The 12,080-nt window shown below is 60.4% G+C and carries 10 protein-coding genes; 6 read left to right on the top strand and 4 right to left on the bottom strand.

Annotated features, from left to right (window positions below; genetic code table 11):
* Position 1: 1 nt before the first annotated feature.
* Positions 2-2,164: a xanthine dehydrogenase family protein molybdopterin-binding subunit gene (locus tag KKQ10_RS08635; protein WP_215500828.1), complete on the bottom strand. Its 2,163-nt coding sequence runs from the start codon at positions 2,162-2,164 to the stop codon at positions 2-4.
* A gap of 14 nt (positions 2,165-2,178) precedes the next feature.
* The gene (locus tag KKQ10_RS08640; protein WP_083366193.1) at positions 2,179-2,634 is read right to left on the bottom strand and encodes a (2Fe-2S)-binding protein; all 456 of its coding nucleotides are present in this window, start codon (positions 2,632-2,634) and stop codon (positions 2,179-2,181) included.
* 250 nt (positions 2,635-2,884) lie between these two features.
* Here KKQ10_RS08640 and KKQ10_RS08645 point away from each other — a divergent pair, with 250 nt between their 5' ends.
* Together KKQ10_RS08645 and KKQ10_RS08650 are read left to right on the top strand one after the other, a co-directional pair.
* Positions 2,885-3,715, top strand: coding sequence for an alpha/beta fold hydrolase (locus KKQ10_RS08645; RefSeq protein ID WP_215500829.1), 831 nt, complete (start codon positions 2,885-2,887; stop codon positions 3,713-3,715).
* 237 nt (positions 3,716-3,952) lie between these two features.
* On the top strand, positions 3,953-7,714 hold the full coding sequence (locus KKQ10_RS08650) for an immunoglobulin-like domain-containing protein (protein WP_215500830.1): 3,762 nt from the start codon (positions 3,953-3,955) through the stop codon (positions 7,712-7,714).
* 310 nt (positions 7,715-8,024) lie between these two features.
* Here the strand turns inward: KKQ10_RS08650 and KKQ10_RS08655 are convergent, their stop codons facing one another.
* Positions 8,025-8,417, bottom strand: a complete 393-nt coding sequence (locus KKQ10_RS08655) for a GFA family protein (RefSeq protein WP_215500831.1) — start codon at positions 8,415-8,417, stop codon at positions 8,025-8,027.
* Positions 8,418-8,822: 405 nt separating this feature from the next.
* Between KKQ10_RS08655 and KKQ10_RS08660 the strand changes: the two genes are divergently transcribed.
* From KKQ10_RS08660 to KKQ10_RS08675, 4 genes are all read left to right on the top strand, one after another.
* Positions 8,823-9,188 (top strand): DUF6124 family protein, encoded by a 366-nt coding sequence (locus tag KKQ10_RS08660; protein WP_215500832.1) that lies wholly within the window; start codon positions 8,823-8,825, stop codon positions 9,186-9,188.
* An 87-nt stretch (positions 9,189-9,275) separates the two neighbouring features.
* On the top strand, positions 9,276-9,944 hold the full coding sequence (locus KKQ10_RS08665) for a class I SAM-dependent methyltransferase (protein WP_215501094.1): 669 nt from the start codon (positions 9,276-9,278) through the stop codon (positions 9,942-9,944).
* A 127-nt stretch (positions 9,945-10,071) separates the two neighbouring features.
* Complete coding sequence (locus tag KKQ10_RS08670; protein WP_215500833.1) at positions 10,072-10,575, top strand: VOC family protein; 504 nt, start codon at positions 10,072-10,074, stop codon at positions 10,573-10,575.
* 35 nt (positions 10,576-10,610) lie between these two features.
* Positions 10,611-11,444: a helix-turn-helix transcriptional regulator gene (locus tag KKQ10_RS08675; RefSeq protein ID WP_215500834.1), complete on the top strand. Its 834-nt coding sequence runs from the start codon at positions 10,611-10,613 to the stop codon at positions 11,442-11,444.
* A gap of 28 nt (positions 11,445-11,472) precedes the next feature.
* Here KKQ10_RS08675 and KKQ10_RS08680 read toward each other — a convergent pair whose 3' ends face one another.
* Positions 11,473-12,060 carry a LysE family translocator gene (locus KKQ10_RS08680; protein ID WP_127651840.1) on the bottom strand — a complete coding sequence of 196 codons (588 nt, stop codon included), beginning with the start codon at positions 12,058-12,060 and terminating at the stop codon, positions 11,473-11,475.
* Positions 12,061-12,080: the final 20 nt, after the last annotated feature.

Raw genomic sequence — 12,080 nt, forward strand, 5'->3', positions numbered from 1 at the left:
CTCACACCCCCGACAGTTGCAGTGGCAGTTCACGCAGGCGTTGCCCGGTCAGTGCATACACCGCATTGGCCACCGCCGGCGCGGTGGGCGGGACGCCGGCCTCGCCGATGCCCCCGGGTTTGTCGCTGCTGGGCACGATGTGCACTTCCACCCGCGGCATCTCGTTGAGCCGCAGCACCTGATAATCGTGATAGTTGGATTGCACGACCATGCCGTTCTTCACGGTCAGTTTGCTGTGCAGCGCCATGCCCAGGCCAAAGGTGATGCACGATTCCATCTGCGCCGCGATGCTCTGCGGGTTGACCGCAATCCCGCAGTCCACCGCACACACCACGCGGTGCACGCGGATCGCCAGATTGTCCTGCGAGACTTCCGCCACCTGCGCCACATAACTGCCGAACGATTCGTGCACCGCCACGCCCAAGGCATGCCCGTCCGGCAGCGGCGCGGTCCAGTCAGCCTTCTCCACCGCCAGATTCAGCACGCCCAGATGCCGTGGATGCTCCTTGAGCAGCGTGCGTCGGTACTCCACCGGGTCCTTGCCCGCCGCCGTGGCCATTTCATCGATCAGCGACTCCATGACGAACGCGGTGTGGCTATGCCCCACCGAACGCAGCCACAACACATTGATTCCGGTCTGCGGTGAATGCAGCGCCACCTGCTGATGAGCCAGGCCCTTGAGATACGGGCTGTCGGCCACGCCTTCGACCGAAGTCGCGTCGATGCCGTTCTTGACCATGGTCTGTTCGAGCAGGGTGCCGGCCATGATCGACTGGCCGACCAGCACATGCTGCCAGCTCAGCGGCATGCCCTGCCCGTCCAGGCCAATACGCGCCTGATGCAGGAACATCGAGCGGTAATAACCGCCACGAATATCATCCTCACGGGACCACACAGTTTTCACCGGCGCGCCGGCGGCTTTCGCCACTTGCACCGCTTCGGCAACGAAGTCCGAGGTCGGATTGGCCCGACGCCCGAAACCACCGCCGAGAAACTCGGTGTGAATTTCCACCTGCTCGGGTTTGAGCCCGGTGATCTTGCCGGCGATCATCTGGTCGAGGGTCTGGAATTGCGTGCCGGTCCAGATCTCGCACTTCTCTGCGCTGATCTTCACCGTGCAGTTGAGGGGTTCCATCGGCGCGTGGGCCAGATACGGCACGCTGTACTCGACGTCGATTTTCTTCGCTGCCTTGTCGAAGTTGGCCTTGGGGTCCCCGGCCTGAGCGGCCGACGTGCCCGGCGTTGCCGCCAGTTTGCGGAAACTGTCGAGCAGGCCCTGGCTGCTCAGGTCCGCGTGCGGCCCCATGTCCCAATCGACTTTCAACGCATCGCGACCCAGTTTCGCCGCCCAATAATGCTCGGCGATCACCGCCACTCCGGTTGGCACCTGCACCACTTTGTGCACGCCGGGCACCGCCAGCGCCTCGGCGCCTTCGAAGGATTTGACTGTAGCGCCGAACACCGGCGCCCGCGCAACCATCGCGGTCATCAAGCCCTCGAACTGTACGTCCATGCCGAACCTGGCGCGGCCGGTGATTTTTTCCGGGGTGTCGAGACGCTTGGTCGGCTTGCCGATGACTTTCCAGTCCTTGGCCTCCTTGAAGGTGATCGACTTCGGATCCGGTACCGGCAGTTGCCCGGCGGCGTCCGCCAGCTCACCGTAAGTCGCGCGTTTATCGCCGGCAATCACCACGCCCGACTCGGTGCGAATCGTCGACGCAGCGACGTTGAAGCGCTTGGCTGCCGCTTCCACCAGCATCTGCCGCGCCGTGGCCCCCGCGAGCCGATAACGGTCGAACTCCATCCAGGTCGAGGTCGAGCCGCCAGTAATCTGCATCCCGCCAAACGCCGGCATGCCGTAATTGGCTGCCGAGGCCGGCGAGTGTTCGACGCGGATTGTCGACCAGTCGGCGTCCAGCTCCTCGGCAATCAGCATGGTCAGGCCAGTCCAGATGCCCTGGCCCATTTCCGAATGCCCGAGCAACACCGTCACGCTGTTGTCCGCGGCTATCCGTAAAAACGCATTCGGCGCAAAGACCTTGCCTTCATTCTCCGCCGCCCGCGCAAACCGATGGGCACCGGGCACGACAAACGCCACCACCAGGCCGCCACCGAGCACGGCGCTGCCCTTGAGAAAACCGCGACGCGATACAGGACTGTTCATCGTCTATCTCCCAATCAGCCGATTTCGGACGCACGCTTCACAGCCGCACGGATTCGGGGATAAGTGCCGCAGCGACAGATATTGCCGGAGAGCGCCTGATCGATATCGCTGTCGGTGGGCTTGGGGATTTTCGCCAGCAGCGCAGCGGCGGACATGATCTGCCCCGACTGGCAGTAACCGCACTGCACCACATCGAGTTCGGCCCAGGCCTGCTGCACCGGGTGCGAACCGTCGGTGGACAGGCCTTCGATGGTGAGGATTTTCTGGCCGTTGGCCACGGCGGTGGCAGGCGTGATGCAGGCGCGCAGTGGCGCGCCGTCAACGTGCACCGTGCAGGCGCCGCACTGGGCCATGCCACAGCCGAATTTGGTACCGGTCAGGTGCGCCACATCACGCAGGACCCAGAGCAACGGCATGTCTGCCGGCACGTCGAGTTCCTGATCCTTGCCATTGATATTCAAGGTCAGCATCGGGGATTTTCCTCAGACTCACGGTGTTCTGAAGGGGCGTCGCTACGGCCGGCAAAGCCTGTGCGCGCCTCGGCTTATCCCTTTCAGCAAAGCCTAATTTGCGCCGCAAGCCAGACGTGGCGACCACCGGTCATGCCTCAACGCAAAAATGTCGACTTTAATCCTCTGGCTGATAACGGCGCTCACCCGAGCCATCACGACCGGCCTGCGACGAGCGCAGTCACCCTAATATTGGTCAGGAGTCGCGAACATGGGATTTGTCACCACCAACGACGGCGTCGAGATTTTCTACAAGGACTGGGGCCCGAAAAACGCGCCGGTGATCCACTTTCACCACGGCTGGCCGCTGAGCTCGGATGACTGGGATGCGCAGATGCTGTTCTTTCTCGGGCAAAGCTTTCGGGTGGTCGCCCATGATCGCCGGGGCCACGGCCGGTCGAGTCAGGTCTGGGACGGGCACGACATGGATCACTACGCCGACGATGTGCTGGCAGTGGTCAAACATCTGGGTTTGAAGAATGTCGTGCATGTCGGCCACTCCACCGGTGGCGGTGAGGTCATCCATTACATCGCCCGCCACGGTCAGGACAACGTCGCCAAAGGCGTGCTGATCAGCGCCGTGCCGCCGTTGATGGTCAAGACCGAGAGCAATCCTCAAGGTTTGCCGAAATCGGTGTTCGATGACTTGCAGGCGCAACTGGCCGCCAACCGCGCACAGTTCTATCGCGATCTACCCAGCGGTCCTTTCTATGGCTACAACCGGTCGGGGGCCAAACCTTCGGAAGGGATCATCGGCAACTGGTGGCGCCAGGGCATGATCGGCGGAGCCAAGGCGCATTACGACGGGATCGTCGCCTTCTCGCAGACCGACTTCACCGAAGACCTGAAGAACGTCACCGTACCGGTGCTGGTGATGCATGGCGAGGATGATCAGATTGTGCCGTACGCGAACTCGGGGCCTCTGTCGGCGAAACTGCTGCCAAATGGCACACTGAAGTCGTACCCGGGGTTCCCGCACGGAATGCCAACGACAGAGGCGGCGACGATCAATGCGGATTTGTTGGCTTTCATTCGCGGTTGAGATCACTGAAGTCAACCACCTCCCCCTGTGGGAGCGAGCCCGCTGACGAATGCACTCTGGCAATCGATATTGAGCGACCTCACTCACCGCCTTCGCCGCACCGCTCGCTCTTACGCAGACACTCTGCCGTTCATCGGAAACACCCCTTCACCTGTCAGATCTGACAGTAGCCAGTGCATCTGCTTCTAGCCTTCAATCACTCCGTCGTTCCTCAGCTTCTGGACCGGAGTGCCCGCCATGCTCACCCAACCCCACCGAGACCCCAGCCCCAAGGCCTTGCTGCCACTGGAAATCCCCGACCGCACCCAACCGATCCTCGATTCCGGGGAGTGGGGGATCAACTTTGCCGCCGCGCGGGGTCTGACGCCGGACCTGGGCTTGAAGGTCTACTTGGTGCCATGGGCAAACATGGGGCAAGGCGATGAGGTCTTCCTGCTGCTCAACGGAAACCAAGTTGATCAACGCACCATCGATATCAATGATGTCGGCCAGCGCATCACCTTGTATGTGGCACCCGGCCGACTGCTGACCGGCTCTTATGAGCTGCAATACCGCGTCAAGCGACTCAATCAGGCCCCGGAACTCTCTAACCCGCCAGTCAAAATCTACGTCAAACTGGAACTCCCCGCCGGCACGGATGAAAACGGCAGCGTGCCGGGGCATTCCGAGCTGCACCTGTACATCGATCCGCCGATCATTCAGGACGGCGTGGACAAGGACATTGCCGAGGCCGGCATCGACACCATCGTCATAGCCAAGCCGGGCACCCCCAGTAAACCGCTGTACCCCAATATCGCCGTGGGGGACCATTGCAAATTGAGCTGGGGCGGCTGGTTTGTATTTTCCGAGCCCGTCACCCAGCAACATATCGATGACCCGGAAGGACACCCCCTCAACATTCATGTCGACAAGGACACCATCCTCAACGCAGGCGATACCGGCCCCGAGGGGTTGGCCGTGGTCTTTGAAGTGCATGACATCGTCGACAACCGCTCCGCAGACTGGAGTGCCGAGATACTCATCCGGGTCGACACCGGTAACACACGGCTGGGGGCTGCCATCGTCAAGGAGGCCATTAACAATGTGCTGAACCTGGACACCCTGGGCGATGACTCGGTGACCCTGCAGATTTACGCCACGGAGGTCGATTTCAAACTCGGCGACGTGCCCGTCGCTATCATCAGAGGCACCACGCTGGAGGGCGACCCGGTCGCCATCGAAGTACGTGGCGAGAAACTGACCAACCTGCCGAGCGTCCTCGAACTGAAACTGCCCAACGCCGCCGCGCGGCTGCTGGCCAAGACCCAGGCGGTGTTCAGCTACCGTGTGGAACGCAGCGGTTCGCCAGACCTGCAGGCCAAAGGACGCTTCGTCCATATCATTGGCGAAGCCAAGCGCCTGCTGGCGCCGATTGCCACCGACGCCGAACAGGGCACGCTCGATCCCGAGCTGGCCTTCACCGCGATCATGATTCCGTTTGACGAGGTGATGAAAGAAGGCATGGCCATCGTCCTGCGCTGGGTCGGCACCAAGCTGGACTTGACCACCTACGACCCCGAACTCGCCTGGCACTTCCTCAATGCCAGCGATATCGCTGCCAAAGAGCCGATCCCCATCATCGTCGAAGGCAACCACCTCAACGCCATCAAGGGCGGGACGCTGGATCTGTTTTACGTGCTGCTGGCCGAGGTCGGCGACAGCATTCTGCGACGTGAATCCATCCACCACGCCCTCCTGCGGGTGGGGGAGCCACTGCTGGAACTGGTGGCGCCCATTGTCCTCGGCGAGCAGGACGGCACGCTGGAACCCGAGGATCTGCCCAACGGCATCAGCCGCCTCACGGCCCCCCGGGCCAGCAACCCGACCAAGCGCGGCGATACAGTGTTCTACTTCTGGGTAGGCTCGGTGACGGGCACAACCTCGGACTCGATTGAAATCACCTCGTTCAATGCCGACAAGGATATTGTGTTTCCCCTGAACGAGGCGTTTGTCAAAGCGCACATCGAGCCCAATCGGAACGGGACGATCACGTCGTGGTACGAAATCCTCAGAGCGGCAACGGAGACCACGCCGGAGCGGATCAGTTATTCGAATCCGTTGGTGTTTAGCGTGGGGGCGGCACTGGAGCTGGTGGCACCGACCATCCTGCAGGCCGAGGCCGACGGCACCACCCTGCAGCCGATCAAAGCCGTGGATGCGTTGACCACTGTCATTCCATCGGAAGGGGTGCGGCCGAATGACCTGCTGAGCGTGACCTGGATCGGTGCAGCGGGCACGGCGGCGGGCGGCTCGCACACCACTGATCCGAAGCCGGTGAGTGAAAGCGGTTTGAGCATTGAGCTTTTGGTTTCGGTGCTGGCGTTCAACCTGGGCAAAACGGTGACGGTGACTTTCACCTTGACCCGGGATGGCAAGCCCATCATTTCGCCGCCATTGACCCTTAACGTCGGCACCTTGCCAGACTCGGCACTGAATTCACCGAAGTTTGACGACGCCGACGTCAACCACGTGCTGGATGTCGCGGCCCTGGACGGCAAAGACGCCAATATTCGTGCGCTGATTTGGGCACTGATCGCGGTGGGCCAGCAGGTGTGGATGACCCTGGAGGGCCATAAAGCCGATGGTATGGCACATAACCTGCCGCTTTGGACAGGGGGCAGCCACTCCGTCAACACCACCTGGTTCAGCCAGGGCTTTTGGTTGCGCAGTGTCGCCAACAGCTACCTCTCGGCGCTGGGCGATGGCAGCAGCTTGAGGATCAAATTCTGGGTGGCGCTGGATCGGAGTAACCAGCTGGCCAATGCGGTGGCGTTTGCGGATCAGGTTTACACCATTCGGGCCCTTGAAGTCGTGAGGCCGACCATCACCCTGGCCGAAGACTCCAAGGGGGTTGAGATTCCTGAAGCAGGTTTCACCGTCGACACCACCGTGACACTCACGGGGGCGGCCAGTAAAGGCCAGAAAGTCCAGATCCTGGACGGCGACACGTCCAAAGGGGAAGCCACTGCCGACCCAACGAGCGGCATTTGGAAGCACTCCATGAGCGGCCTGACCGAGGCGACCCATAGCTTCACCGCCAAAGCGCTGTATGGCAGCGGGCAAGTTTCAACGCCAGCACGCACCTTGACCGTCACGGCCGAGGTAGTTCCCGTCATTACCCGGGCCGAGGACTCAAAGGGGGACGAGATTCCTCAGGATGGCGACACCTACGACACAACGGTCACACTTAAGGGGACAGCCAGTAAGGGTCAGAACGTCCGAATTCTGGACGGCGATACGATCAAAGGGGAGGTCACCGCCAATCGAACGAGCGGCATTTGGACCGTTACCATCACCGGTCTGAGCGTGGGTGCCCACAGCTTCACCGCCGAGGCTCTGTATGGTTCGAATCCGGTTTCGGCCGCACATACATTGACTGTGACTGAGCTGGTTATCGTCGATCCGTCTCCTCTGGCCATAACTGGACTTAACCTGTTCACTAAATCTCCCTACTTCAGATTAAGCGGAAAAGACGCGCTAGATACATACGCTGATCGACCTGCCGAGGGTGGCATAGCTCCGTTCACATACTCATCATCCGATGACACTATAGCCTCGGTCGATTCCACCGGCAGGGTTAGAAGCACCGGTAACGGGTCGGTGCGCATAAGCGTAACAGACCATCTGGGGCGTACTAGCGGGTACAGGGTCACATGTTCGGGAGTAGCGGAACTCATCCACGACACGACCCCAATTATGGACACCCACGTGGAAAGCTACATCAAACCTCGCGGCACACTTCTACCAATAGAGCCCCTTCCGGCCATGGAAAAATTCAGGTTCTCATCCGTTGCGGGTGAGGATTATTCAATTTACATCGGGCATTATTCCCCCGAAGGCCCGGGAACCTTTATCCATAGTTACAGCAAAACCGACCTCCCGCAATATTGGATCAGCACCAGGCGGGTTTTAGATGATCGCATGGTCCATGTGGGTTATATAAAAAAAATTGATCAATAAACGATGCTTAATAGTGCATTCGAAAAAAGTAATTTCTCTGTCTCGTGTTAAAGGAGAGGAACTTACTTTCGAGTAAAAGAGATTATGGGGAGCGGTTTTATTTGTGTAGATATGCACACTATTCAAGTATGGAACAAGCTTGCTCGCGATAACGTCGGTCAGTCACATCGACGTTACATGTCAAACCATAATCGCGAGCAGGCAGTCAATATTGGGCCAACTGAACCACCGCTTTCGCGAGCAAGCTCGCTCCCACATTTGTTTGCGGCGTACAAGCGAATATCAATCCCACAAAGGGTTGTGGCTGCCATTACTCTTCTGTTCGGCCAGTGCTCTCACGGTCACGTTCGTAGTGGTGAGCCAACGGCAGCGTCGGCAGCCAAGTCTCGCGGCGGATAGTCCAGAGTTCATAAGTGGGTTTGAACTGGTTCGGCTCATCCAGCGAACCCACGTTGATTTCGACCTCGTCGCCCGACCGCGTGAAGACCGGAGAACCGCAGCGCGGACAGAAAAACCGGCCGTTATAGTCGCCGGTTTTGCCGGTAACCTTCAGCGCATGCTCGGGGAATATCGCCGAGGTGTGGAACAGCGCGCCGTGGTGTTTGCGGCAATCGAGGCAGTGGCAGAGGCCGACGCGGTAAGGCTGGCCTGAAGCCTCGAAACGCACGTCGCCGCACAGGCAGCCGCCGGTGAATGGATCCATGTCGTACCTCCTCTGTCTGCTCATGCCTTCAGTGTCTAAACGCAATGCCGCACACCCGTTTAAATTACACGAATCGTTACGTCATAAAGGCTACAACGCCTTGCGTCGTTACCTACGCGTACACCAGAATCCGCCGGCTTACACGGCTATGGGGCGGGCTATATCGTTTGCCGGTCACTGAAAAACAGTGATCGGGTTTGGTAGCCCGTTTCATGACAGTCGTATGGTGCCACCTTATAAAGTCTCCTTTGGGGGACTCAGCTTTTATGGTGGCCATGCGTGGGGCTCCTTTGTGAGCGCCGGGTTTTCCTGTCTTGACCGGTCTACCAACCCACAAATGGCCGCCACCCCTCGTTTGGTAGCGAGAGTGATGGCTCTTCATTCTTTCAAGACAGAGTCTCATCTATGTTCAAAATCACACCCAACCCACCCGCCACCGCCTCAGTGCCCCACGACCCAAGCCTCGACCCACAAAAAGTCAAAGAAGCGACTGATCGCGCCCTCGACTTCTACCTCAACCCCGAAACATCGAAGGCTTGCACCTTCTCGCCCAAAACCCGCCCCATCTACTTCGTAGACCCGACGCTGGATGACGAAACCCTGCTCGTCGAAGCCTGTGAATCGCTGTCGTCGGCCCATGCCATGGCCGGCAATATCGCCAACTCGGTGGGCGGCCCGGAGCGCAAACCGCTGCTGGCGTTGCAACAGTTGATCATGTTGAACGAACTGCTGGTCAATCGCTTGCTGGACAAGCTGCGCGTGCCGCAGTAGCTGCCAGGCCGATCAGTGAGGGGGCTGCCCCTCACTGCTTTGCGGGGTCCATACTGCATGCACCAACCCATCGTTTCGGACGCCGACATGCCCTCCCCCGAATCCACCCTTCTGCAGAGCTGGCACACCAACGCTGATGCCTGGATCGAGGTGATCCGCAGCGGCGCCATCGAAAGCCGCCGGCAGGTCACCGATCAGGCGATCCTGCTGGCCATCATGGGCCATCAGCCGGAGCGCGTGCTCGACCTGGGTTGCGGCGAAGGCTGGTTGTTGCGGGCACTGGCCGATCGCGGTATAGAGGCGACGGGCGTGGATGGCGATGCGACGCTGGTCGAGGCGGCACGCGCGGCCGGTTCAGCCAACGTGCACGTCGCCAGTTACGAGGCGCTGGTTGACGCCCAGGTCGATATCGGCCGAGATTACGATCTGATCTGCGCGAATTTCTCGCTGTTGCATCAGGACATCATTCCGCTGCTTGCGGCGATGCATGCATTGCTCGTCCCCGGCGGCACATTGATCATCCAGACCCTGCACCCGTGGGCGGCTGCGGCGGGTGATTATCAGGACGGCTGGCGTGAGGAATCCTTCGCCGGGTTCAAGGGCCACTGGCAGCCGATGCCGTGGTACTTGCGCACGCTGTCGAGTTGGCTGAATGCCTTGGACATGGCGGGGTTCAGGCTGGCCGGCCTGCAGGAACCGCAGCATCCGCAGAGCCCAACACCGCAGTCGCTGATAATGGTGGCTGAGCGGCGCTAACCCGGGCAGATCGCTCCCACGTTGTTTGGCCTCAATTGCTCCAATTGTCGATCTACGGCACCGCCACTCGACCAAGGACTGACTACGCTGTTACTCCTGCGTGTCTAACCTGCCGAGGATGACTGCCATGCAACGCTTTCAGAAAATCACGCCGTGCCTGTGGTTCGACGATCAGGCCGAAGCGGCGGCGAAGTTTTACTGCTCGATCTTCGATCATTCGAAAATCACCGGACTGACCCACTACAGCAAGGTCGGCCAGGAATTTCACGGCAAGCCGGAAGGCGCCGTGATGACCGTCAGTTTCGAGCTCGACGGCCAGTGCTTCACCGGCCTCAATGGCGGGCCGATGTTCAAGTTCAGTGAGGCGATCTCGTTTCAGGTCAACTGCCAGAACCAGGAAGAAGTCGACCACTTCTGGGGCAACCTGTCAGCCGGCGGTCCGATCGAGGCGCAGCAATGCGGCTGGCTCAAGGACAGGTTCGGGGTGTCGTGGCAGATCGTACCGGTGGCGTTCATGCACATGATGCAGGACGCCGACACCAGCAAGTCGCAACGGGCGATGCAGGCCATGTTCAAGATGAAAAAACTCGACATCGCCGAACTGGAGCGGGCCTTTGCCGGCCAGAGCTAATACACTCGGGGTCTGGCCTGCCGGGAACAATAACGATGAAACACGCTGCCGCCAAAAACCCTGATAAAGCTCCGCGCTTCTGGCGCGACGACGCCTTGCCGTTTATCGAGGCGCGGGCCATCGCCGATGGCCGTGAGGTCTGCTACGCCCGGCATTCCCATGCGCATTTCTCGATTGGCGCAATCACCGCCGGGCGCAGCATCTACGTGCATGAACACGCGCAGTTCGAAGTCGCGGCCGGCACCGTGGTGCTGATGAATCCCGGCGACGTGCATGCCTGCAATCCGATCGATGACCAGCCGTGGTCATACCTGATGCTGTATGTGGAAACGCCGTGGCTGACGGATTTGCAGCATCAGTTGGGGTTCAGTGCCGAGCTCGAATTTCGACGCTTTTCCTGCACTCACCTGAATGACCCGCGGCTGTTCCGGGACCTGCAAGCGCTGTACGACACGCTGGTCGACGAGCAGCAGGACGCACTGCGTAAACAGAGCGCGGCGGTCGAGTTTTTCAGCGATCTGCAGGGGCGCCTGAACCCGGCGGCGCAGCCAGTGCGCGAGCCGAACTTCAAGCTCGAACGCGCCGCCGACTTCATCCGCGAGCACTGCACCGATCTGCTGAGCCTGGACGACATTTGCACCGCGGCACAGTTGTCGCCGTCGTACCTGATCCGCGCGTTCAAGCAGCATTACGGCATGACCCCGCATGCCTTCGTGGTCAACCAGCGCATCCAGTTCGCCCGCGAGCGTTTGCGCAGCGGGCAGTTGATCGCCGACGTGGCGCTGGAAGCCGGGTTTGCCGATCAGGCGCATTTTCAGCGGGCGTTCAAACAGCACCTGGCGGCGACACCCGGTCAATATCGCGGCTGACAGGCCCGGTGGGCAAAAGCCACCACCCTCAAGGCAACAACAAATACCCCGCACTCACCGCCAGCAACCCGGCCATCACCCGATTGAACAAACGCATCCCCGCCGGATTAGCCAGATAGCCGCGCAAAAACGTCCCGGCATACACCCAGCAGCCGACCGACAAATAACAGATCACCAGATACACCGCCGCGAACTGCCAGACCAGCCGCGCCTCGCCATCGGCGACAAATGCGCCCATCCCCGCCACGCAAGCCAGCCAGGCTTTCGGGTTGAGCCATTGCATGACCGCGCCGTACAGCATCGACGGCGCGCGCCCTGAATCCTTGGCATCGAGTTGACCGTTGTCAGTGGCCAGTTTGAAAGCCATGAACAACAGAAACGCCACCCCCGCCCATTGCACCCCCCGCGTCAACGCCGGCCAACGCTGCAACACCTCATGCAAACCCAGCCCCATCAGTACCAACAGCAGAACAAACCCCAAAGTCGCCCCAGCCACATGCCGCTGGCTCGCACGGAAACCGAACTGCGCCCCCGCGCTCAACGCCACGATATTCACCGGCCCCGGCGTTATCGAGGCGACCAGCGCAAACGCGGCCATGGAAAGCATCAGACTCATCGCACACCTGCTTCAAATTG

The organism is Pseudomonas sp. MG-9, from assembly GCF_018729515.1.
Lineage (GTDB): Bacteria > Pseudomonadota > Gammaproteobacteria > Pseudomonadales > Pseudomonadaceae > Aquipseudomonas > Aquipseudomonas serboccidentalis.

What these genes read in the sequence shown, in the direction of transcription:
- KKQ10_RS08635 (WP_215500828.1), bottom strand. Translation starts at nt 2,164, where the DNA reads ATGAACAGTCCTGTATCGCGTCGCGGTTTTCTCAAGGGCAGCGCCGTG.
- KKQ10_RS08640 (WP_083366193.1), bottom strand. Translation starts at nt 2,634, where the DNA reads ATGCTGACCTTGAATATCAATGGCAAGGATCAGGAACTCGACGTGCCG.
- KKQ10_RS08645 (WP_215500829.1), top strand. Translation starts at nt 2,885, where the DNA reads ATGGGATTTGTCACCACCAACGACGGCGTCGAGATTTTCTACAAGGAC.
- KKQ10_RS08650 (WP_215500830.1), top strand. Translation starts at nt 3,953, where the DNA reads ATGCTCACCCAACCCCACCGAGACCCCAGCCCCAAGGCCTTGCTGCCA.
- KKQ10_RS08655 (WP_215500831.1), bottom strand. Translation starts at nt 8,417, where the DNA reads ATGGATCCATTCACCGGCGGCTGCCTGTGCGGCGACGTGCGTTTCGAG.
- KKQ10_RS08660 (WP_215500832.1), top strand. Translation starts at nt 8,823, where the DNA reads ATGTTCAAAATCACACCCAACCCACCCGCCACCGCCTCAGTGCCCCAC.
- KKQ10_RS08665 (WP_215501094.1), top strand. Translation starts at nt 9,276, where the DNA reads ATGCCCTCCCCCGAATCCACCCTTCTGCAGAGCTGGCACACCAACGCT.
- KKQ10_RS08670 (WP_215500833.1), top strand. Translation starts at nt 10,072, where the DNA reads ATGCAACGCTTTCAGAAAATCACGCCGTGCCTGTGGTTCGACGATCAG.
- KKQ10_RS08675 (WP_215500834.1), top strand. Translation starts at nt 10,611, where the DNA reads ATGAAACACGCTGCCGCCAAAAACCCTGATAAAGCTCCGCGCTTCTGG.
- KKQ10_RS08680 (WP_127651840.1), bottom strand. Translation starts at nt 12,060, where the DNA reads ATGAGTCTGATGCTTTCCATGGCCGCGTTTGCGCTGGTCGCCTCGATA.